This window comes from Methylorubrum sp. GM97, assembly GCF_024347855.1.
GTDB classification, from domain to species: domain Bacteria; phylum Pseudomonadota; class Alphaproteobacteria; order Rhizobiales; family Beijerinckiaceae; genus Methylobacterium; species Methylobacterium extorquens.
In genome coordinates, this window is record NZ_AP025942.1 from 1480780 (window position 1) to 1500651 (window position 19872).

The window sequence follows — 19872 nt, forward strand, 5'->3', positions numbered from 1 at the left end:
GGAAGCGGTCAGCGGCCGGCGCGCAGCCAGTCCCACAGGCGCGCGCGCCAGCCGGGCCGCGCGCTGGACGGCGAGGACGGGCGCTCGACGGGGGCGGCGACGGGCTGCGCATCGCTGCGCCGGGCGCGCGGCAGGGCGGTTTCGTAGGGCGTGCGGAACTGGTCGAATTCGCCCTGTCGACGGGGGATGATCGCGGCCGGGCGGTTCCACATCAGGATCGCTTCGCCCGCGCCCGCCCGGTCGCCGGCCCGCAGGCGCCGCAGCACCGTGGAGCGCCGGAACGCCGCCGGGCCGATGTTGAAGCAGAGCGAGACCAGCGCGTCGAAGGCATGCTGCGGCAGCGGCTTGGGAACCGTCTCGGCGACGGTGCGGACGAAGGCCGCCACGTCGCGGGTGAAGATCGCGTCCGCCTCCCCGGCCTCGATGCGCAGGCCCGCCCGCGGCACGGGCGGCCCGGCGGCGGCGGTGTGGCCGATGCCGATGGTCCAGACCCCCACGCTGTCGCGGTAGGCCTCCAACCGTCGCCCCTCCCGGGCGATCAGCACGGCGCGGCCGACGGCACTGAGGTCCATCGTCAATCTCCGGTCTTGAGGGGATGGGTCGAGGGGCGGGCTCGGCGGCCGGCGTCTCTAGGTCATTGTTTGCCGCGCATTCTTTCGACGAACCGGTCGCCACTTCGTCGGAATGCGCTCTAATCCAGGCCCTCGAACAGCAGCGAGAACAGGATGCTGGTCGTGGGCTGCGCCCCGCTGCTCGACACGATCTTGAGGCACCAGCGGTCCGCCGCCTCGAAGACGGCGCTGTTGACGAGGTCGGCCGCTTGGTTGGAACCGGCGCCGGCGATCGTGCAGGTCAGGGCCGTGCCGGTGAACAGGTTCTGGAGCGTGACGGTCCAGCTCTGACCGGCGCCCGGCGCGCCCTGCGTCACGACCCGCAAATCGCGGAACCGCCCCCGCCGGCCGGCGGCGGCGTAGACCACGCTGGGGTGGCCGCCGACGAGGGCGTTGGTGAAGTACCGCGTCGCCCCGGCCGGGATGGAGCCCGGCCCGCTGTTGCCGGCGATCACCTGCGCCGTCAGAACCGGCACGTCCGCGACGGTGATCCGACCGGGAAAGGCGACCCGCCCCGTCTCGCGCGCGATCCGCAGCGCATCGAACCAGTCGCCGCCGTTCGGGGAGACCTTCACACGAAGGTCGTCGTCACCGGTCAGGCCGATCTCGGCGCGGGCGGAGAACCCGGTCTGCATCAGCAGGGAAAGGGTGTTGCCGGCCGCCTGCTTGTTCAGGGTGTAGCGCAGATCGCCGCTTCCGCCCTCCGCGACCGTCAGCGCGGTCCAGAGCGCCTTGTTGAGCTTGGCCGCGAAGGGATTGTCCGCATCCGCCCCGGTGCCGAGCCCGAGGCGGGTCAGATTGTCCAGGGCGGTGATCGTCGCGCGGAACGGCATCCAGGCCGAGCCGGTGAAGGTGTAGAGTTCGGCCTCGTCGGCGACGTAGGCTGTCCAGCCCGTAAGCGGCTTGAGGGACAGCCACGCACCGTCCTGGAACCGGGCGATGCGCCCGGCCCAGCCGGTCCAGGCCCCGCTCGGGTTGCCCGACACGATCAGGTAGCGGTCGCCCTCGGCGGGGCTCGCGGGTGGGGCGGCCCGGTCCTTGTCCAGGACGGCGAGCTGCACCAGCGCGTCGAGCAGCGCCAAGGCCTCGTTGTGGGTGACGTGCTTCTGCGCCTGCCCCCCGCGATCAGCGGCAGGGCAAGGCTCGGGGTCGTGTCGGCCATGGGCCACTCCGGAAGTGTCGGGGGTCAGACGGTCCGCAGGCTCACCCGTGTCCGTCGGGCGGGGCCGGGGCCGGCGAGCGGGCCGATTGGCACCAATGCGGCGTCGATCTCGGTGCGGGGCGTGCCGAAATCGGCGATCTCGTCGGCGCGAGCGTAGAGCGCACTCGTCGTGGCGGTGCTCAGGCTGCGCAGAATCCGCCCGTCCTCGGCGAGGATGTCGAGGCGGTAGGCCTCCGCCCCCTCGCCCGGCGGCAGGTCGGCCGGCTCCCAGGCGTCGGCATCGCGCCGCGCCCGCCGGGTCCAATGGAAGCGGATGCCCTCGGCCTCGCGCCGAGCGCGCAGATGGACCGGACTCAAGGGGGTGAAGGCGGTCAGGTCCGCCGTCGCCGCGAAACCGACGAAGGCGGGATCGGCCGGATCGCGCTCCGCCGGGCCGACCCGGTAGAGGAAACGGCGGCCGACCTCGTCGAGCCGATCGACGAGGGGCCGGACGGCGCCGTCGTCGAGGCGCACGATCAGGCTCCCCGTGCCCGCCGAACGGCCGGCGGCGGCCTCGCTGCCGGCCAAGCCCCGCAGCAGGCCCGAGAGCCGCCACGTGCCGGACCCGATCAGCTCGGCTTTCGCCGCAGACAGGAGTTCCACCGCCCCGTCCGCGCCGATCACCGCGAACAGGTTGCCGCCGGCCAGGGCGGCGGCCTCGCCGATGGCGCTCAACCCTTCCGCGTGGCGCAGGGTGACATCGAGGCGGGCGTTGCGGTCGAAGCGCCAGAGTGGTCCCGGCGGCAGCGGGGTCAGCGTGCGGCCGAGGCAGGCCGGATGGTCGAGGGTGCGGTGGAGCGCGAACGGCGCGCCCTCGCCGGCCGAGCGCCAGACCGCGACGGCACCGGGCCAGGGATCGGCCGAGACCGCGAGATAGGCCAGCGGCACCGGGTCGCCGCGTTCCACCGGTAGAACCAGCGGCAGGGCGAAGACCGGCCCCGGCACCGCCGGCGGCCTCCGGCCTGTTCTCGGGGCCAGCGTGGTGGGCGCGGGATCGGGCCGGGCAAGCGGCACGGCCCGGGTCTCGATCCGGCGGCCGGTGGGCGCGTCGTCGATCCGCACGATCCGGTGAAGCGTCCCGCTATCCGCGTCCGGAAGTGCCACCACATCGCCGGGCTCCAGATCGATCCGGCGCGGGCTCACCCCGAAAGCGGCCGTGTCGCGGCCGGCGAGCGCCGCGTCGAGGACGGCCTCCGCCAGCGCCTGCACGGCGTCGCGCCGGGTGACGATGGCCGCCTCAACGCGCACCTCCTGCCGCCGCGCGCCGGCCGGGCGCGCGGCGGATGCGGTGGCGCGGCGGTAATCCGGGCTCTCGCCGTCGGAAAAGCCGATCGCGACAGAGCGCGGCAACTCGCTCTCCTGCGCCCGCACCCGGCGCAGGGGCGCCGCCTCACCCTCGCCGAGAACGAAATCGCCCGCGACCAGCATGGCGGGCGCGCGCGGGCGCCCGTCGCGAATCCGCAAGGTACCCCCAGAGACCGACACGTCGAGGTTGAACAGCCGTGCCAGCGGCTCCAGCGCCTCGCGGGCGGAGAGCGGCCGGTCGAGCACGGCCCCGTCGAGGAATCCGGCGGCGTCGATGTCGAGGGGCGCATCGATACCGAGATCGGCCAGGATCGCCGCGATCAGCCGGTCGAGTTCCAGCCCCTCGATCCGGCCGGTGATCCAGTGGCCGAGCGCCCAGTTGGCAGCATCCGACCACAGGCTCGTGAAATCGGGGAAGGCCGGAAACGGCCGGGCATCCCAGGCCCAGACGTAGATGTCTTCGGCCGGGATCATCCGGCCGCCATAGACCGGCGAGACCGGATTATGAGCCGGCTCAAAACCATCGACCTCAGGATCGAAGCGCGAGAGGATCGCGTCGAGGCCGCGGGCCTGGATCAGGTCGTCGCGGGTGCCGCGGGAGAAGGGCGGTGCCGCGTTCTCGGACGATTTCGGATCGGGGAAGACGTTGGGCCCGTTGGTGCCGCGATCGACCGCCGGGACGCCGATCTCGGTCAGCCAGATCGGCTTGGCGCCCGGCATCCAGGCCGTCGGCCCGGTCTCGACGCCGCGCTCACGCTCGACATGCGGGTTCGACCACCACGCGACGAGATCCTTGGCCCGGTAGATCCACGGCTTCCCGTGGGTGCCGTCGGTGATCGGCGTGCGGCGTTGCGCGGCGCGATCCTCGGGGCTCGCATAGTACCAGTCGAACGCCTCGCCCGCCCCGAGGCGGTTCTTGAGATAGGCGCGGTCGTAGAGGCTCGCGGCCTCCGCCGCGTCGCGATGATCGGGCCCATCGCGCCAATCCGAGATTGGCGGGTAGTAGTCGATGCCGATGGCATCGATGGCCGGATCGGCGAAGAGTGGATCGAGGGGAAAGCGCACGGAGGCGCCGCCGTCGCGGACATGGGCGCCGTACTCGGTCCAGTCGGCGGCGTAGACGAGGCTCACATCGCGGCCGAGGCGGGCGCGAGCCTCCGTGGCGAGGCGCCGGAGTTGCACGACCGCCGGATAGGCGCCGTCCGGTCCGCGCACCCGTGTCAGGCCGACGAACTCGCTGCCAAGGATGAAGCCGGCCAGCGGCGCTCCTGCGGCCGCCCAGCCGGCGGCGAGGCCGGCATAGTGCAGGATCATCGCCCGATAGCCCTGCCGCCCCTCGAAGAAGGCCGCGACCTGATCGGTCGCGCCGCCGGTCGCGTCCGGGCTTCCGGCCCGGTCGGGAGCGGGATCGCAGGTGATGCGCCCGCGCCAAGGGTAAGCCGGCTGCGTTTCACCGGGTCGGTACGGGTCCGGCAGAGCGTTGCCGGCCGGCACGTCCATCATCACGAAGGGATAGAGCACCACCGCGAGGCCGCGGCGGGTCAGCTCTGCGACCAGCCGCCCGAGCCCGGCATCGGACGGCGTACCGCCATAGGCGGCTGTCGCACCGGAGCGGGAAACCGCCTGCGCCGCGGCGCGGTTCAGCCCGGCAACGGACCAGGGCTCGCCCGTCGTCGCCTTCGCCGTCGCGTCGACCCGCGGCGTCACGGTGCAGTGCCCGGCGCGCAGATCGTCGCCGAACCAGCTTGCCACCACCGAGACGCGCTTGAGCCGGGGGCACAAAGCCTGGAGCGCATCGAGCGAGGCGACGACGTCACTCGCGCCCTGAAACTGGAAACGGTTTGCCGGCTTTGTAGCGCCGAATCCCGCGTCCTCGCTGACGGCGAGCGGATCGAGGCCGAACTCGGTGGAGCCCGGTATCAGGCAGACCGCGCGGACCTTGCTCGCCAGCCCGGCGACGGGGCGGATCACCTCGAAGGCGAATTGCGGAATTCGGTTGCCGAAGGCGGCGAGCGGCAGCCGCTCGAACACGATGTAGGCGAGCCCGCGATAGGCCGGCGCGTCGTCCGCACCTTCCTTGGCGACGATCAGCGGATCGGGTGCCTGCGTCCCCGAGCCGGTATGAACGCGCCAATTGAGCGTCGTCAGGTCGAGTTCGCTGCCATCGGCCCAGATCCGGCGAACCAGGGCGATCTCGCCCGCGCAGAGTCCGACGGCGAGATCGATGAAGGTGCTGTAGGCGGTGCGCACGGTTTTCTGGCCGCCCGCCCCACCTTTCGAGCCGGAGGAGGACCGCTCCACGGTGGTGTTGGCAACCTCGAGCGGGCGCGTCGCCCAAATCAGGGTGCCACCAATGCGCGCCCGGCCGTAGACACGGGGCACCGGCGCGCCCTCGGTGGAGGCGAGGCCGCCGAGTTCGGTCAGCCGCGGCCCGTCCACGAAGCGTGGGCTCGTGCCGGCGCCGAACAGCGCGCTGTCGAGCGCCGCGCCCCCGGCCGCGCCGGCCACGCGCCCGATCATCCCACCGATGGGGGCGCCGAGCGCAGTGCCGACTGCCTCGCCGGCGGTTTGCAGGACGAGCGTCGTCATGGCGGTAACTCCGGCGGGCGCAAGGATCAGGCGATTGGGTCAGGGGATCGGTTCAGGGCGGATCGGGAAAGCGGAAGGCGTGAGCAAGGTGGCGCCGCCACCACGGCGTGAGCGCAACCTCGGTCACCGCCGCGCCAGCATGGGCGTGGATCATCGCCGCCGGCCCGGTGGCGATGGCGCAGTGCTTTGCCGGCAAATGTGCACGAAACGCGAAGAGCAGGACATCGCCGGCCCGAGGTTGGTAGGCGTTCAACGGTCCGGTGATCGGCACGAGGTGCCGTCGCGCGGCGGCGACCAGCGGGTCGGCGCCGTCGAGGGCCGATTCGGCCCATGTGGCGGCGTAGGGCGGCGCCTCCTCCGGTTCGGGGCCGAGCACGGCCCGCCAGACCCCGCGCAGCAGGCCGAGACAATCGCAGCCGACGCCCTTCAGCGAGGCTTGGTGCCGGTAGGGCGTTCCGGCCCAGGCACGGGCCTCCGCCACGATCCGTCCGGCGAGCGGCGAGACGTCGTCATCCATGATGGCCTCACCGGAACAGGCTGGAGCCGTCGAGGCGCGCGCCGGCCTCGGGCCCGGAGCGCAGCACGAAATCGTTGCCGGGCATGTGCGGAAAACCCTGGAAGTTGAGGGCGTTGGCGAACTTCCCGCGGCAGGCGGCGAGGCTCTTGTCGCAGCCGGCGACGAGCGTGAAGGTATCGCCGGCTGCGGCTGGACGCGGCGGCGGATCCCACAGATCGAGGATCGTCGCCGTGACGTCGCGACGATGGCCCCGCAAGTCCGCGGCGTGTCCGGCATTGGCGCCGGTGTCCCAGGTCAGGCGACCGCCGGAGAACCAATCGGTCGTGAACGTCCCCGCCAGCGCCACGCTGAGCCGGCCGGGCTCGGAGGCGGCCCGTACGGTGCCGGTCGCGCGGAAGCGCGGGTCCGAGAGATCGACGCGGCAGCGGGCATCGCCGAGTTCCGCGTCACAGCCAGCGCGGAAGCTGCGCCCGACCATGACTTCGAGGCGGTGCATCAGCCCGCGCAGTTCGGCGACGAAGGCGCCCCCCTCCCGGCGGATCTCGCCCAGGGTCGCCACGTCGAGGAGCAGGCGCGCCTCGGGCTCGTCCCAATCGACCAACCAGGTCTCGACCCCGGCCCCGTCATAGAGACCCGCCGCGACGTCGATCTCCGTGATCCCGGCCGAGGTCAGTGCCCCGGCCACCTCGCCACCACCGACGGCAAAGCCGAGTTCCGCGCTCGCCTCGGCCGCCTCCAGCCCGCTGCGCGCGGCGTAGGTCACGCCACTGAGAACGAGATCGCGGTCGTAATCGGTGAAGCCGAGGACGAGTCCGTCGCGGCGGCGCAGGGCCCAGCAGCGGCAGAGCGTGGTCGCGCCGCCCTCCAGGCGCGCGGCGAGACGGGGCGGGACGACGCGCATGGGCTTTCCTCAGGGCAGGATCTCGATCAGCGGGATGCGCGGCACCTCGCCGGCGGTGAAGGCAGCGAGATCGACGGTGAGTTCGTCGGTGTCGAAGCGGACCGGCACATCGAACTCGAAACCGGCCGTGACAGCGGCACCCATGGGCGGCACCGCGTCGGCGGCGAAGGTGACCCGGCCCGTCGCCGGATCGACGGCGAGCTTCGGGGCCGCCACCTCGGCACCATTCACCGCCACGCGCACAGTGCCGGCCACCGGCTTAGCGATCGCCCGGCGGTAGGCCTCCGACCCGCTCCCGTAGGTCTTGGCAAGGGCAAAGATGCGGGTCGCGCCGTCGCCGGTGCCGATCCGTTGGTCGGTCGGCTCAGGCGGCCGCGAGGGCGGGCCGGAACGGTGATCGATCCGATCGCGGTAGCGGAACCCGTAGAGCCGCCCGCGCCGCTCCTCGAAGAAGCCGAGCACCGCGTGCAGGGCGTCGAGGGTACGGATGCCGAGCCCGGCATCGTAGCGGCGGCGCGAATCGGCCCAGCGGCTGTTGCGGTGCTCGCGGCCCGAGGCCAGCGTGACGATCTCGGTGCGCCGCACCGGGCCGCCGCTGCCGCGCAGGGCGACATCGAGGGGAAAGCGGACCTCGTGAAAGTCGGATGCCATGGCGGTGCTCCTTAGAGCGCTCGGCGGCCACGGGCGACCGCGCGGGCGAGGCGAGCGGCGACCTGGGCCTCGGAGCGGCGGAAACCCTCGATGTCCGGCGTGGCGATGTTGACGGTGACCGCGACCGGACGCTCGGTCCCGCCCGCGGCGACGCCGAGGCGGCCGTCGCTGCCGCGCCTGAGCGGCAGGATCGCCTCCGGCCCGGCCTCGCCCATCAGGCCGGCGTCGCCCCCAGGGCCGGCAAGCGGAAAGTAGGTCGGCGCCGCCACGACCCCGCCGGCCGCGAAGGGGCGCACCCGTCCTCCGCCGAGAACCCCACCGAGCCGGAACGGCACGATCCGCCCGTCGGAGACGACGCCGCCCTTGGCGAGCGCCGTCGTGCTGCCGCCCTCCGAGGCCGCGCTCAGCAGGCTGTTGACGAGGCTCGTCACGCCCGCCTTGACCGGCGCCAGCGCCGCCTTGACCGCGACGTTGGAAAGCTTGCTCGCCAGCGAGGCCAGCACGCCGTCGAGCTGGCGCCCGGCATTGAGGTTGCGGTCGAAGGCCGAGGACAGGCTGTGGCCGAAGCGCTGGGCCAGCCGGTCGAGGGTTTCGAGCTGCCTGGCGCGCTCGGCCGTGCTGCGGTCGCTGTCGGTCATCGTGAGGTCCCCGGATCGGGATGGGCGGCGAGCAGCCGTTCGAGATCGGCCCGGCTCGGCGCGGCGAGCGCCGGGCGGGTCAGGCCGGCGGCGGCGGCGAGTTCACGGGGCGTGGCGGCCCAGAGATCGCGCGGGCGCCAGCGCAGGGTCGCGAGACCGAGCGTCAGCACCGCATCCCACGGGAAGGCGGAGACGGGCGTCTCCGGCGCGTTGCTTCCCGTGAGGGTCAAGGGTCCGCGGGCGGAGCCTCGCCGAAGGCCGCGACCAGCGCCTCCCCGAGCGCCGAAGTCACGGTTGCCAATCCACCGGAGAGCGGCAGCCGTGCGACCGCCTCGTCGTCGAGAGCGTGGCCGCCGCCGCGGAGCGCCGCGCCGAGCAGCGCGATCACGTCGCGGGCAGCGAGCCGCCCGCCGGCAAAGCGCTCGGCCAGGCCGGCGAGGTCGCCCGCGCCGAGCGCGTCTTCCAGTTCGGCGAGCGCGCCGAGGGTTAGGCAGAGCGTGTAGCACTCCTGGCCTAAGGTCAGCGGCACCTCGCCGCGTCGGCGGTTGGCCATCGTCATGCCCCCGCGAAGCTCAAGGGGCCGGCGGAATCGAGGGCCATGTCGAAGGTCACCTCGCCCGCATGCTCCCCGCGATATTCGAGGCTCGTGATCTGGAACAGGCCCTCGATCGTGCCGAAATCCGGCACCACGATCTGGAAAACGCCGATCACGCCATCGAAGAACATCTGGCGCAGGCGTGCGTCGGAGGCCTCGTCGCGGAACACGCCCGATCCGGCAACCGCGGCGCGGCGCACGCCCGCCCCGGCCAGCAGCTCACGCCAGCGCCCGGCGGAATCGGCGTTGGTGACGTCCACGGTCTCGGCGTTGAAGGCGAGCTGACGGGCGCGCAGCCCCGCCACCGCGACGAAGCCGGCGCTTCCATTACTGACGCGGACCAGAAGGTCCCTGCCTCTCTGTGCGCTCATGCTCGCGGCTCCGGCGTTTTCGAGGAAATCAGACGGCGACCTCGGTCACCGCCTCGAAGGAAAGGGTCGCGCGCCCCTCACCGGTGCGCTCGTCGCGCAGGCCGGCGAGGCTCTTGAGGCGCAGGAGGATGAGGGCGTGGCCGCTCACCGCGAGGTCGGCCTCGTCGAGGCGGGCGGCGATGCGCTCGGCCACCTCCAGGGCCGAGCGGGCCGAGCCCGGCTTGGCGAAGACCGTCAGCGCGAAGGCGTGGCGGTGGCGCTGCGCACCATCGACGGAATCGTCGCTGACTTCGCTCGGTCCGAACAGCGCATAGACCGGGGCGGCGCCCCGCGGCGGCTCGTCGTAGAGCCGCAGGCGGCCGCCCATCAGCGCAGCGAGCGGCGTATCCGCGGCGAGGTAAGCGAGAAGGCCGGCGCGCAGGGCCAGCAGCGGGCTCGAACGCGTCACGGGGAAGCCTCCTCGATTACCTCTTCCACCTCGCAGACGAGGTCGCGGCGGCGCCCGTCGGGGTCGTCGGCCGCGCGGATCGCGAAGCGGCGGGGTCCGTCGGCGAGGCGCATGGCCGGGGTGACGCCGGAGCGGTAGCGCAGGCCGACGCGGTAGAGGCCGGGCCGGTCGGTGCGCCCGCCACGGGGCGCGGCGGCGCTGCCGAGCGATTCCAGCGAGCCCCACAACATGGGGCCGGCAACGTAGCGGCGGAGCCGGCCGCCGAACCCGTCGGGCTCGTCCACCGGCAGTTCGAGCACGAGGCGACGCCGCCGCGCGCCGAGCGGCCTGTGTGTCATGGTCGGTCTCCGTGGGTGTGGTCAGAGCCGCATCCGGCGGCAGGCGGCGGCGAGCCCCGCCGCCTCGGGCGGCAGCGGACGGGGCGCGCTCTCGCCGCCCGCATCGCCCCGGTTCTCGAACCAGTCGGCGATCGTCAGGCGCAGGGCCTGAACCAGCGGCTCGGGGACCGGGGGCCCCTCGCCGCCGCAGCCCGCGCCGACCTCGACCAGCGCCGAGGCCGTGCCGAGCGGCGGCAGGTCCGGCCCGAACAGGAGGCAGGGCGCCTCCCACGGATCGGGGCCGACCCGGATCGGGCCCGGCTCGATCTCGGTGAGGGTACCGCGCCCATCGACCAGACCGGCGCGGAGCACCGCAACGAGCGGGCTCAGCGGCAGCGGCATCAGCCCGAGCCGGGGCCAAGCCGCCAGCACCACCCGGAAGCGGGCGGGCCGCAGCAGCCGGCGCGCGGTCGCTTCGACCGCCGCCCGCGCCGCTGGGATCAGGCGGGCGATCAGCGCGTCCTCGGCGGTCTCGTCGGAGGACAGCCGGAGATAGCCGCGCATCTCAGCCACGCTCACCGGCTCGACGCCGGTCTCCTCGACGCGTATCGGGGTCATGCCAGCCTCTCCTGAAAGCGTTTTCGCAATCGATGCGCGCGCCGAACCCATCTCTTCCGCGCAGTGCAGGCCTTGGCCTCGGGGCGGCGGCGCTCACGCTCCTGCTCGCAGCCACGCCGGCGACGGCCATCGTCGGCGGCCGGGAGGGCGCCGAGGTGCCGGGCGCGGCCTCGGCGGTGATGGTGCTGACCTCCGGCGGCGGGGTCTGTTCAGGGATCGTCGTCGCGCCGGACGCGGTGCTCACCGCCGGCCATTGCGTGGCGGGCGTGGGCGAGAACCGCGTCCATTACCGCGACGAAACAGGCCGCCCGGTGCTGGCCGAGACGGCCGCCCGCAGCTTGCATCCGGCCTATGACGGCGATGCCATCCGCGGGCGCACCCGCTCTATCGACCTCGCGCTGCTGCGCACCCGCGAGCCCTTGCCCGCCCGGTTCGTGCCGGCCGCGTTGAGCGCCGCGATGCCGCGGGCCGGCCAGAGCCTGACGCTCGCCGGCTACGGCGCCGCGCGGGGCGGCGACCGGCGCTCGATCGGCCGCTATCGCGGCGCAACGCTCAATGTCGTCGAGCCCTACGGCCCGAGCCGCATCCTGGTTTGGCTGAAGGCACCGGGAGCGGGCGGCTGCCAGGGCGATTCCGGCGGGCCGATCCTTGAGGGCGCGGCGGTGGTCGCGGTCGCCGCATGGGTGAAGGATGCCTGCGGCGGCCTGACCCAAGGCATCTTGCTCGGGCCTCAACGGGACTGGATCGACCGGACGCTGTCCGGCTGGGGCGCCTCCGCGCGCTGGTGACGTCCTTGACCGATCGTGATCCGCGCGCCGCGGCCCATGAGGAACCGGACCTTGGCCGCCGAATTGCCTTCGGATACGCTTCAACCGGCCCGGGATTCATTCATGGAATCCGGCGCACCGCGCCAGGGCCCTGGGAGAACAAAAAAGATGGTTGCGAGCCCTCTTCGCGCGTGCGTGCTCGGTGCCTTGCTGGGTCTCGTCCCCCTCTCGGCGCAAGCGGTGGTCGAGGGCCGCACCTCCCGTGATCCCGGCGGGCTTCGCGCCTCGGTGGTGCGCATCGAGAGCACGCAGGGCGAGATCTGCTCGGGCACCCTGATCGCGCAGGACATCGTGCTGACGGCGGCCCACTGCGTGATGCACAAGGCCGGCTACAACGTCGTCGTGGTCGATCCGAATTTCCGCCAGCGCCGCCTGCGGGCGGTCGCAGTCTCGATGCATCCCGAATTCGTCCCCGGCACGACGCCGGAGGAGCAGCCCGGCATCGACCTCGCCCTGATCAAGCTGGAGCAGCCGGTCGGCGCCGGCTTCCGCCCGCTCGATCCCCGCGGCGGTTCGATCACCACGGGCGACAACGTGGACATCGCCGGCTTCGGCGTGCTCGCCGAGAACCGCCGCAACACCGCGCGGACGCTGCGGACGGCGCATCTCGTGTCGATCGGCTCGTTGCAGGTCGCCAACCGCGTGACGGTCGTGACCGACTCGCGGCGCATGGCCGAAACCGCCGGCGCAGGCGCGTGCCTGGGTGACTCCGGCGGCCCGATCCTGCGCGGCGGCCAAATGGTCGGCGTCGTGAGCTGGTCGAGCGGCGCCATGCGCCAGGACCGGCGCGCCCGCACCGCCTGCGGCGGCTTCACCGCCGTCACCCCCACCGGCGAGCACGCGAGCTGGATTTCCTCGCGCACCGCCGAGATGGAAGCGATGACCGCCGACATGGCGGCGGCGCAGGCCGGGCGCACCGAGTGGATGGCCCGGCCCGGCCGGCGGCGGATGTACTGAGAACGATCAGGCGAACCGGAGCAGCTTGATCGCGCTGAAGTCCTGCACCCCGCCGCCGACGCGCTTGGTGGTGTAGAACAGCACGTAGGGCTTGGCGGAGTAGGGATCGCGCAGGGTCCGAAGGCCGGCACGGTCCACGACGAGGTAGCCGCGCTTGAAGTCGCCGAAGGCGATGGCGTGGCTGCCGGCGGCGATGTCGGGCATCGCCTCGGCCTCGACCAGCGGAAAGCCCATCAGCGTCGCGGCCCGGTCGGCGGCGAGCGGCGGCTGCCAGAGGTAGTTGCCGTCCGCGTCCTTGAACTTGCGGATCGCGCTCTGCACCCGCCGGTTCATCACGAAGCTCGCACCCTGGCGATAGCCGGCACGCAGTGCGTAGATGAGATCGAACAGCACGTCGCTCGGGTTGCTGGCGGGGAAGGCGCCGGCCGCCCCCGTCGCGATGAAGCCGAGCCTGCCCGAAGCCCAGTTGGCGTTGGCGACGGTGTCGTAGCTGAGAAAGCCCTTCGGCCTACCGACGCCGTTGCCGGTGACGAAGGCGACGCTCTCCTGCTCGGCGAAGGCCGTCTCGACTTCCTCGGCGAGCCACGCATCGATATCGAGCACCGCGTCGTCGAGCAGCGTCTGGGTCGCGGCCGGCATGGCGTAGAGCTCCATCGCCGGAAAGCTCAGCTCGGACAGGTTCGGCGCGTCGGTCTGCGGCCGGGGCGCGGTCTCGGCGACCCAGCCCGCGGCGGGACCGTTGACCGAGACGGCGCGTTTGTACTGGCCGCCGGAGACGACCCGCACCGTGGCGATGGCGCGGATCGGCGAGATCTCGGCGAGTCGACGCAGCACCTCGCGCTCGATCGTCGGCGGCACGAGGTAGCCGCCATCCGGCCCGGAGCCGGCGGAAAGTGCCTTCTCTTCCAGCCGCTTGAGACCCGCGCTCTCGCCGGCCCGAACATAGAGGTCGAAGGCCGCCTTGTGCTCGGTGGCGGAGGCGTCGCGCGCCGGCTCCGTCCCGCCGAGCGGCGGCCGGGCACGGTCCAGGCTGATCCGGTCGAGACGGCTCTTCGCCTGATCGAGGGCGGCGTCGATGCGGACGAGCTTCTCCTCGGTCACCACATCCGCGGTGAGCCGGGTCTCGATCTCGGAGAGGCGGACGTCGTTGGCCTCCTTGAACGCCTCGAAGGCGCGAGCGAACTCGTCGAGCACCGCTTCGGTGCCGAAGGTCGCCGCCTTGTTCTCGGGCAGGCCGGTGGGGGCCTTGGTCTCGAAACGCATCTCGGTCATGGCATCCTCGTTGGTGAAGGAAGACAGAAAAGCTCAGGCGCGCGCCGCGAGCGGCGGGGCCGCCAGGCGCAGGCGCGGCGGGACGAAGGGGCGGGGTGCTGCGGCGCGGATCACCCGCGCGTCGGGCTGCAGCGGAAAGGTCACCAGCGAGACCTCCCAGAGATCGACGGCGATCAACCGACGCCCGCCGCGCTCAGGCGAAGCCCGCACGACGCGAAAGCCGATGGAGAGCCCATCGAGGGCGCCCTCCTGCATCAGCGCGTCGATCTCGCGGGCTCGCTGAACCGCGAGGTTGAGCCGGCCGGCGACGCGCAGGCCCCGGCCATCCTCCTTGAGGGAAAGCCAGGAGCCGATCGGCTCGGCCGGATCGTGCTGCCACAGCATCCGCACCCCGCGCGCACCCCGCCGGGCGAGGCTCGCGGCAAACGCTCCCGGCGCGACGGTGTCGCGGCCGAGATCGGGCACGCCGAACAGGCTGGCGTAGCCGGTGAAATGGCCATCCATGACAAGACCTCGACAAGAGGAGTGAAGAGCGGACCTCTGCGCGAAACCCGCCGGGGCCTCAGGCCGGAGAGCCCGTGCCTTGCCCCGGACTCTGGGGAGGGTAGCCGACGGCCTCGCGCTTCTCGGCGACCGACAGGAAGTCCGCGCCTTGCACCCGGCGCCAGAGCGACTCGCGCTCGGTCGCCAGCGCTTCGACCGCGTCGAGGTCCGGCTCCAATCGCGCGGGGCCGAAGGCGGGCTCCAGCCAGCGCGCGAGCGAATCGGCAGTGCGGCGCACCAGCGGGATCACCGTCTGGCGGTAGAAGGCGCGGTTGGCCTCGGCGTAGTTCGCGTGGGTGTTGTCGCCGGGAAGGCCGAGCAACAGCGGCGGCACGCCGAAGGCGAGCGCGATCTCGCGGGCCGCGGCCGCCTTCGCCTCGACGAAGTCCATCTCCTTCGGTGAGAGCGAGAGCGGTCGCCAATCGAGCCCGCCATCGAGGAGGAGCGGCCGGCCAGCATTGGCGCTGCCCTGGTAGCTCGTTTCCAGCTCGGCCTTGAGCCGCGTGAACTGCGTGTCGCTCAAGGCGGCGCCGGTCGAGGGCGCGAAGACCAGAGCGCCGGAAGGGCGGGCGGCGTTGTCGAGCAGGGCCTTGTTCCAGGCGCCGGCCGCGTTGTGGATGTCGAGCGGGACCGCCGCTGCCTCCATCGGCGAGAGGCCGTAATGGTCGTCGAGCGGGTTGAACAGCGTCAGGTGCAGGATCGGCGGCACGGCCCCGGTCTGCTGATAGCGGAGCCGACGCCCCCCGACGCTGTACTCATAGGCCGCGGGCCAGCCGTCGGCGCCGGCCACGACCTGCATCCGGTCGGGACGCAGGGAGAACAGTTCTCGGGGCCGGCCATCGATCTCGACCGCTTCGATGTAAGCATTGCCGGACACGAGGAGGTGCCCGTAGATCCCGTCGAGGAAGCGCATCCCGCCTTCGCGCGGATTCGGCCGGGCGAGCAATCCCAGCAAGGGATGGGCATCCTCGGCGCCGGCTAGCGTCAGCGGCAGGGAGGCCGCGGCTTCGGCGACGAGCCGGACCGAGCGGTGGACGACAGCGTTGCGCTGGAATCCCTCGCGGGCCAAAGCCGTGTAGTCGCGCGCGGTCCAGACCGCTCGTCCCTCGCCGTAGAGCGCAAAAGCCGCGCTTGCTTTCGTCTCGGGGACGAGCCCCGCCGCCCTCGCGAGCCGCGCGATGAATCCAGGCATGGCACGCCTCCCGCTTGCAATGTTTCACGTGAAATTAACTGCGCCGTCAGAGTCGGCGGATGCGCGGCTCGACGGACGGCGCAAGCATCAGGTGCGTGAGCGCCCAGACCAGCGCATCGAGCCGATCCGGCGAACCGCCCCCCGGCAGACCGCCGGGACCGAAGGCGCACATCTCGTCCTCCAGCGCCGGTAGCGGGCCGACATGGCGGACGCGCCCCTGGGCGTAGAGCAGCGAGACCGGCTCGGCCCGCAGCAGCTTGCCCCGCGTCGCCCGCACCGTCGCAACAGGCACGCTCGGGTCGGCTTCCGCCAACACCGCGACGACCATCTCGCCACCCTGGTTGACCTCGGCCACCAGCGCGTCGGCCGCCAGGCGGTGGTACAGGGCCAGTGCAGCTCGCGCCCAGACGGCGGGTGCAGCCTGTTCCAAAGTTGCATCGGCCAGCACGTAGGCGGTTCCGTCGGCCGCGAGCCCGGCCGCGACGATGCCGCAGGCATCGGCTCCGACTCCGGAGGAGGCCGGCGGATCGATGGCGACGGCGATGTGTTGCAGCGGCGGCGCCTCGAAGACACGCGCCCGCTCAATGGAATCACGGGTCCAGAGCGCATCCGGCCGGTCCTCGATCAACTCGCCATCGAGCTCCTGCCGCCCGAGCCGGGTCCCGGCGTAGCGACCGACGACCTCCTCCAAAAAGCTCGGCGCGAGGTTCTGGGCATTGTCGGCGGTGCGCGAGCGCGTCACCACCGTGCGCGGATCGGCAAGCAGCCGTTGGATCAGCGGCACCGGACGCGGCGTCGTGGTGACGAGACCGCGCGGATGCGTTCCGAGCCGCAGCCCGAACTGGATCATGTCGTAGGTGGTCTCGGCCTCGCGCCACTTGGCGACCTCGTCGGACCACACAGCACCGAATTGCGGGCCGCGCAGGGAATCCGGCTCCTCGGCGGAGAAGGCGAGCGCCACCGCGCCATTGCCGAACATCACCCGCCGCCGCGACGGTTGCCAGACCGGCGGCGCACCGCCGAGACGCGGCAGAGCGAGAAGCCCGGACGGTCCTTCGATCATGACGTCGCGCACATCGGCGAAGGTCTCGCCGACGAGGGCGATCCGCTCCACCGGCTCCGGCGTGAACACCGGGTCGCCTTGGGCGAGGCCGCGCACCCATTCGGCGCCGGTCCGGGTCTTTCCGGAGCCGCGCCCACCGATCACGGCCCAGGTCGTCCAGTTTCCCGGCGGCGGGAGCTGGTCGTGCCGCGCGAGGTGAAGCCAATCGGCCTCAAGCAGGCGCAGATGGTCCGGCGAGAGATGGGTCAAGAACGCCGTCGTCCGGCTCCGCCGCCGCGAATGCAGCATAGCGGCGCGCGATATCCGTGCGCATCGCCACGAGGTCGGCGGCGTGCAGGGTTGGTCGGCTGGCTGCACCATCCGTCCCTCCCTTCCGCGCGGCCCGGTCGGCTGCTTTCATGTCGTCGAGCATAGTCTTCAGGCCGCCGAGATCGCGCAGCACTTTCGCGGAATCCAACCCGGCCGGTGGTGCCTCGGTATCGAGCGCGGCATCGAAGCGAGCGATCTGCCGTTCGATATGCGTGCGCAACTGCGCCCGCAGCTGCCGGGCATCCGGAACACGCTTGCGGGCTTTCTTGGCGCTTGGCTTCGAAGATGCGCCCGGTTCGGGTTCACCGCGTGGCTCGGAGGGGTCCGGCATCGCGGTGTCTCCATCCACACTTCTTGAGCGTGCCCTTTACCTACACGAAGAGCGTCGCGGTGTCAATCCATAAATTCCTATATAGGCCGCATCAGAGGAATTTGGTCCGAAAAGATGGACCCGCGGCTTGCGATTGGCGGTCGTTGCAAACCCGCCCGATTATGAATTTTTCCATAGATCAGGAACGCCAACCGAGCCTCATTGGTAGATAAGCTAAGGAGTGCGCGTCACCGCCTCCATCACACGGGAGACAGCACGATGCTCAAAGGTGGACTTCTCTGGTTGATCGGCATTCCGCTGCCGATCATTCTTCTGCTGTGGTTCTTCAACGTGTTCTAAAGCTTGGAGAGCGCCGGATTCGGGGATCTGAACCTCGGAACAGCACATCCTTCGATTGTAGGAGTACGCTGCGGAGGTGTCCGCGTCAGAGCGTGACGCTCCGCGGCGTGTAGACGAAGGGCAGACGCCCGTCCCGCTCGATCAGCCGCGTCGTGGCGGCGCCGATGATAACCATGGTCGCCATATCGGCCGGTGCGGTGCGGGCCTCATCGAGGGTCAGCACCCGCAACGCTTCGTCCGGCCGGGTCACGGCGCGGGCGAAGATGACCGGCGTCGTGGCAGGCAGGATCTCGGCGGCAAGCGTGAGCGCTCGGCCGAGCTGCCACGGCCGTGCGGACGAGATCGGATTGTAGAGCGCGACGCTGAGCCCCGCCCGCAGCACCGCTTCGAGCCGGGCGGTCACGACGTCCCAGGGCTTGAGGTTATCCGACAGCGAAATCGCGCAGAAATCGCCGCCGAGCGGTGCGCCGAGGCGGGCGGCGGCGGCGAGCATCGCGGTGATGCCGGGCTCGACCCGGATGTCGAGGCTGCGCCAGTGCGCGGGTCCGTGCTCGACCGCCTCGAACACGGCGGCCGCCATGGCGAACACGCCGGGATCGCCACCCGACACCACCGCAACATGCCGGCCGGCCAGGGCGAGTTCCAGGGCATGCCGGGCGCGGTCCACCTCGACCCGGTTGTCGCTGGCGTGACGGGTCAGCCCCTCGCGTTCCGGCACGCGGGCAACGTAGGGGATGTAACCGATCAGATCCTGCGCCCGGTCGAGGGCGTCGCGCGCCGCTTCGGTGAGCAAGCGCGGATCACCCGGCCCGAGGCCGATGATCGTCACACTCCCTGACGCGCTCACGGGCGCCGGCCCTCACCGGGCACCAGCACCATGGAGAAGTAGGGCGCGACGTCGTCCTCCTTCTCGGCCAGGGGCACCACCCGCTCGCCGGCCATGGTGCCGCGCTCGACATAGACCGCGCGGGCGAGAAAGCCGGTCTCGGCCAGCACGCCACGCACCTTCGGCAGGTGCCGGCCGAGCTTCATGATGACGGCCGCATCCGTGCCCTTCAGCCGCTCCACCAGCGCCTCGCGCGGCAGCGTCGCCGGCAGGATGGTGAGCACGTCGTCGCCCCAGGTGATGGGCGTGCCGGCGCGGGTCCAGCAGCCGGACATGCCGGTGACGCCGGGGATCACCTCGACGGGGAAGCGGTCCTTCAGGCGGCGCCACAGATGCATGAACGAGCCGTAGAAGAAGGGATCGCCCTCCGACAGGATCGCCACGTCGCGGCCCGCACCGAGATGGTCGGCGAGCCGTCCCGCCGCCTCGTCGTAGAAGCCGGCCAACGCCGCGACGTATTCCGGGTGATCGGGGTGAAGCTCGGTGGTGTAGGGATAGGCCAGCGGAAACTCGCGGGTCGGATCGATCATCACCGCGTCGGCGATGGTGCGGGCGTTGCCGCGCTTGCCCCGCTTGCAGAAGTGGACGAGCACGGGGGCGTGCTCCAGCACCCGCATCGCCTTCACGGTGAGGAAATCCGGGTCGCCCGGCCCCATGCCGACGCCGTAGAGCGTACCGGTTTTGGCCGCGGCGGGGGTCTCGCCCGCGCCGTCCGTGGTCTCGGCCGGCGCGTCGATGCGCACGCTCCCCTCCATCACTCGATCTCGTTCGCGAGCGCGTTGACGGCAGCCGCCGTCATCGCGCTGCCGCCGCGGCGGCCATGGACCACGACGAAGGGCACGCGCCCGTCCCGCGCCAGCGCCTCCTTGGATTCCGCCGCGCCAACGAAGCCGACGGGGATGCCGATCACCGCCGCCGGGGGCGCGACGCCCTCGTCCAGCAGTTCGAGCAGGCGGAACAGGGCGGTCGGCGCGTTGCCGACGGCGACAACGCTGCCGGGCAGGTGCTCGCGCCACAATTCCATCGCCGCGGCCGAACGGGTGGTGCCCATCTCGGCCGCCAGCCCCGGCACACGCGGATCGCCGAGCGTGCAGATCACCTCGTTCTTCACCGGCAGCCGGGTGCGGGTCACGCCGTCGGCGACCATGCGCACGTCGCACAGGATCGGCGCGCCGGCCTTCAACGCCGCCTCGCCGGCCGCGGCGAAATCGTCCGACATCTCTACGTCGCGCGGCAGGTCCGTCATGCCGCAGGCATGGATCATCCGCACCACCACGCGCTCGGCCGCGCCGGACCAGCGGGCGAGATCGGATTCGGCGCGGATCATCGCGAAGGAGCGCGCGTAGATCGCGCCGCCGTCGCGGATGTAGTCGTGGCGGGCACTCATCGCA

General features: G+C 72.0%; 23 protein-coding genes. 2 read left to right on the forward strand and 21 right to left on the reverse strand.

Going from position 1 to position 19872, the window contains the following annotated elements; all coding sequences use genetic code 11:
• Positions 1 to 8: 8 nt before the first annotated feature.
• From MSPGM_RS06920 to MSPGM_RS06980, 13 genes are all read right to left on the reverse strand, one after another.
• Entirely contained in the window at positions 9 to 572 is a 564-nt protein-coding gene (locus MSPGM_RS06920) for a lysozyme (RefSeq protein ID WP_012752449.1), read from the reverse strand.
• Positions 573 to 691: 119 nt separating this feature from the next.
• A complete protein-coding gene (locus MSPGM_RS06925; protein WP_261926233.1) occupies positions 692 to 1693 on the reverse strand; it encodes a DUF2793 domain-containing protein in 1002 nt (333 codons plus the stop codon).
• A 104-nt stretch (positions 1694 to 1797) separates the two neighbouring features.
• Positions 1798 to 5706 carry a glycoside hydrolase/phage tail family protein gene (locus MSPGM_RS06930; protein WP_261926234.1) on the reverse strand — a complete coding sequence of 1303 codons (3909 nt, stop codon included), beginning with the start codon at positions 5704 to 5706 and terminating at the stop codon, positions 1798 to 1800.
• A 52-nt stretch (positions 5707 to 5758) separates the two neighbouring features.
• Positions 5759 to 6223, reverse strand: a complete 465-nt coding sequence (locus MSPGM_RS06935) for an NlpC/P60 family protein (protein WP_003606565.1) — start codon at positions 6221 to 6223, stop codon at positions 5759 to 5761.
• A gap of 7 nt (positions 6224 to 6230) precedes the next feature.
• Positions 6231 to 7124 carry a DUF2163 domain-containing protein gene (locus MSPGM_RS06940; RefSeq protein ID WP_261926235.1) on the reverse strand — a complete coding sequence of 298 codons (894 nt, stop codon included), beginning with the start codon at positions 7122 to 7124 and terminating at the stop codon, positions 6231 to 6233.
• A 9-nt stretch (positions 7125 to 7133) separates the two neighbouring features.
• The gene (locus MSPGM_RS06945; protein WP_003606567.1) at positions 7134 to 7775 is read right to left on the reverse strand and encodes a DUF2460 domain-containing protein; all 642 of its coding nucleotides are present in this window, start codon (positions 7773 to 7775) and stop codon (positions 7134 to 7136) included.
• Between the two features lie 11 nt (positions 7776 to 7786).
• Positions 7787 to 8413 (reverse strand): phage tail tape measure protein, encoded by a 627-nt coding sequence (locus tag MSPGM_RS06950; protein WP_012752451.1) that lies wholly within the window; start codon positions 8411 to 8413, stop codon positions 7787 to 7789.
• Entirely contained in the window at positions 8410 to 8643 is a 234-nt protein-coding gene (locus MSPGM_RS06955) for a phage tail assembly chaperone (RefSeq protein ID WP_012752452.1), read from the reverse strand. The genes MSPGM_RS06950 and MSPGM_RS06955 overlap by 4 nt, the downstream gene beginning before the upstream one ends.
• Positions 8640 to 8966 carry a gene transfer agent family protein gene (locus tag MSPGM_RS06960; protein ID WP_147016914.1) on the reverse strand — a complete coding sequence of 109 codons (327 nt, stop codon included), beginning with the start codon at positions 8964 to 8966 and terminating at the stop codon, positions 8640 to 8642. Before MSPGM_RS06960 ends, MSPGM_RS06955 begins: the two co-directional genes overlap by 4 nt.
• A 2-nt stretch (positions 8967 to 8968) precedes the next feature.
• Complete coding sequence (locus tag MSPGM_RS06965; protein ID WP_003607717.1) at positions 8969 to 9379, reverse strand: phage major tail protein, TP901-1 family; 411 nt, start codon at positions 9377 to 9379, stop codon at positions 8969 to 8971.
• Positions 9380 to 9407: 28 nt separating this feature from the next.
• Positions 9408 to 9827, reverse strand: coding sequence for a DUF3168 domain-containing protein (locus MSPGM_RS06970; RefSeq protein WP_003607719.1), 420 nt, complete (start codon positions 9825 to 9827; stop codon positions 9408 to 9410).
• On the reverse strand, positions 9824 to 10165 hold the full coding sequence (locus tag MSPGM_RS06975; protein WP_012752454.1) for a head-tail adaptor protein: 342 nt from the start codon (positions 10163 to 10165) through the stop codon (positions 9824 to 9826). Before MSPGM_RS06975 ends, MSPGM_RS06970 begins: the two co-directional genes overlap by 4 nt.
• Before the next feature lie 21 nt (positions 10166 to 10186).
• On the reverse strand, positions 10187 to 10762 hold the full coding sequence (locus tag MSPGM_RS06980; protein ID WP_012752455.1) for a hypothetical protein: 576 nt from the start codon (positions 10760 to 10762) through the stop codon (positions 10187 to 10189).
• A gap of 32 nt (positions 10763 to 10794) precedes the next feature.
• On the opposite strand from MSPGM_RS06980, the gene MSPGM_RS06985 reads away from it, so the two are divergent.
• Together MSPGM_RS06985 and MSPGM_RS06990 are read left to right on the forward strand one after the other, a co-directional pair.
• The gene (locus tag MSPGM_RS06985; RefSeq protein ID WP_012752456.1) at positions 10795 to 11550 is read left to right on the forward strand and encodes a S1 family peptidase; all 756 of its coding nucleotides are present in this window, start codon (positions 10795 to 10797) and stop codon (positions 11548 to 11550) included.
• Positions 11551 to 11697: 147 nt separating this feature from the next.
• A complete protein-coding gene (locus MSPGM_RS06990; protein WP_003606880.1) occupies positions 11698 to 12546 on the forward strand; it encodes a S1 family peptidase in 849 nt (282 codons plus the stop codon).
• 6 nt (positions 12547 to 12552) lie between these two features.
• Here MSPGM_RS06990 and MSPGM_RS06995 read toward each other — a convergent pair whose 3' ends face one another.
• The 8 genes from MSPGM_RS06995 to MSPGM_RS07030 all read right to left on the reverse strand — a co-directional run bounded on the left by MSPGM_RS06995 (position 12553) and on the right by MSPGM_RS07030 (position 19868).
• The gene (locus MSPGM_RS06995) at positions 12553 to 13818 is read right to left on the reverse strand and encodes a phage major capsid protein (protein ID WP_209688643.1); all 1266 of its coding nucleotides are present in this window, start codon (positions 13816 to 13818) and stop codon (positions 12553 to 12555) included.
• A gap of 33 nt (positions 13819 to 13851) precedes the next feature.
• Positions 13852 to 14322: an HK97 family phage prohead protease gene (locus MSPGM_RS07000; RefSeq protein ID WP_003602213.1), complete on the reverse strand. Its 471-nt coding sequence runs from the start codon at positions 14320 to 14322 to the stop codon at positions 13852 to 13854.
• A 58-nt stretch (positions 14323 to 14380) separates the two neighbouring features.
• A complete protein-coding gene (locus tag MSPGM_RS07005; protein WP_209688642.1) occupies positions 14381 to 15553 on the reverse strand; it encodes a phage portal protein in 1173 nt (390 codons plus the stop codon).
• Positions 15554 to 15599: 46 nt separating this feature from the next.
• Positions 15600 to 16865 carry a DNA-packaging protein gene (locus MSPGM_RS07010; protein WP_003602217.1) on the reverse strand — a complete coding sequence of 422 codons (1266 nt, stop codon included), beginning with the start codon at positions 16863 to 16865 and terminating at the stop codon, positions 15600 to 15602.
• On the reverse strand, positions 16828 to 17256 hold the full coding sequence (locus tag MSPGM_RS07015; RefSeq protein WP_003602219.1) for a hypothetical protein: 429 nt from the start codon (positions 17254 to 17256) through the stop codon (positions 16828 to 16830). Before MSPGM_RS07015 ends, MSPGM_RS07010 begins: the two co-directional genes overlap by 38 nt.
• 424 nt (positions 17257 to 17680) lie before the next feature.
• Positions 17681 to 18442 carry a precorrin-3B C(17)-methyltransferase gene (cobJ, locus tag MSPGM_RS07020; protein WP_003602220.1) on the reverse strand — a complete coding sequence of 254 codons (762 nt, stop codon included), beginning with the start codon at positions 18440 to 18442 and terminating at the stop codon, positions 17681 to 17683.
• On the reverse strand, positions 18439 to 19236 hold the full coding sequence (locus MSPGM_RS07025; RefSeq protein WP_003602221.1) for a precorrin-2 C(20)-methyltransferase: 798 nt from the start codon (positions 19234 to 19236) through the stop codon (positions 18439 to 18441). Before MSPGM_RS07025 ends, cobJ begins: the two co-directional genes overlap by 4 nt.
• Positions 19236 to 19868 (reverse strand): precorrin-8X methylmutase, encoded by a 633-nt coding sequence (locus MSPGM_RS07030; RefSeq protein WP_003602222.1) that lies wholly within the window; start codon positions 19866 to 19868, stop codon positions 19236 to 19238. Before MSPGM_RS07030 ends, MSPGM_RS07025 begins: the two co-directional genes overlap by 1 nt.
• Positions 19869 to 19872 lie beyond the last annotated feature (4 nt).

What these genes read in the sequence shown, in the direction of transcription:
- MSPGM_RS06995 (WP_209688643.1), bottom strand. Translation starts at nt 13,818, where the DNA reads ATGACCGAGATGCGTTTCGAGACCAAGGCCCCCACCGGCCTGCCCGAG.
- MSPGM_RS06965 (WP_003607717.1), bottom strand. Translation starts at nt 9,379, where the DNA reads ATGAGCGCACAGAGAGGCAGGGACCTTCTGGTCCGCGTCAGTAATGGA.
- MSPGM_RS06945 (WP_003606567.1), bottom strand. Translation starts at nt 7,775, where the DNA reads ATGGCATCCGACTTTCACGAGGTCCGCTTTCCCCTCGATGTCGCCCTG.
- MSPGM_RS06990 (WP_003606880.1), top strand. Translation starts at nt 11,698, where the DNA reads ATGGTTGCGAGCCCTCTTCGCGCGTGCGTGCTCGGTGCCTTGCTGGGT.
- MSPGM_RS06935 (WP_003606565.1), bottom strand. Translation starts at nt 6,223, where the DNA reads ATGGATGACGACGTCTCGCCGCTCGCCGGACGGATCGTGGCGGAGGCC.
- MSPGM_RS06950 (WP_012752451.1), bottom strand. Translation starts at nt 8,413, where the DNA reads ATGACCGACAGCGACCGCAGCACGGCCGAGCGCGCCAGGCAGCTCGAA.
- MSPGM_RS06940 (WP_261926235.1), bottom strand. Translation starts at nt 7,124, where the DNA reads ATGCGCGTCGTCCCGCCCCGTCTCGCCGCGCGCCTGGAGGGCGGCGCG.
- MSPGM_RS06975 (WP_012752454.1), bottom strand. Translation starts at nt 10,165, where the DNA reads ATGACACACAGGCCGCTCGGCGCGCGGCGGCGTCGCCTCGTGCTCGAA.
- MSPGM_RS07030 (WP_003602222.1), bottom strand. Translation starts at nt 19,868, where the DNA reads ATGAGTGCCCGCCACGACTACATCCGCGACGGCGGCGCGATCTACGCG.
- MSPGM_RS06930 (WP_261926234.1), bottom strand. Translation starts at nt 5,706, where the DNA reads ATGACGACGCTCGTCCTGCAAACCGCCGGCGAGGCAGTCGGCACTGCG.
- MSPGM_RS06920 (WP_012752449.1), bottom strand. Translation starts at nt 572, where the DNA reads ATGGACCTCAGTGCCGTCGGCCGCGCCGTGCTGATCGCCCGGGAGGGG.
- MSPGM_RS07015 (WP_003602219.1), bottom strand. Translation starts at nt 17,256, where the DNA reads ATGCCGGACCCCTCCGAGCCACGCGGTGAACCCGAACCGGGCGCATCT.
- MSPGM_RS06960 (WP_147016914.1), bottom strand. Translation starts at nt 8,966, where the DNA reads ATGGCCAACCGCCGACGCGGCGAGGTGCCGCTGACCTTAGGCCAGGAG.
- MSPGM_RS07000 (WP_003602213.1), bottom strand. Translation starts at nt 14,322, where the DNA reads ATGGATGGCCATTTCACCGGCTACGCCAGCCTGTTCGGCGTGCCCGAT.
- MSPGM_RS06985 (WP_012752456.1), top strand. Translation starts at nt 10,795, where the DNA reads ATGCGCGCGCCGAACCCATCTCTTCCGCGCAGTGCAGGCCTTGGCCTC.
- MSPGM_RS07025 (WP_003602221.1), bottom strand. Translation starts at nt 19,236, where the DNA reads ATGGAGGGGAGCGTGCGCATCGACGCGCCGGCCGAGACCACGGACGGC.
- MSPGM_RS06980 (WP_012752455.1), bottom strand. Translation starts at nt 10,762, where the DNA reads ATGACCCCGATACGCGTCGAGGAGACCGGCGTCGAGCCGGTGAGCGTG.
- MSPGM_RS07005 (WP_209688642.1), bottom strand. Translation starts at nt 15,553, where the DNA reads ATGCCTGGATTCATCGCGCGGCTCGCGAGGGCGGCGGGGCTCGTCCCC.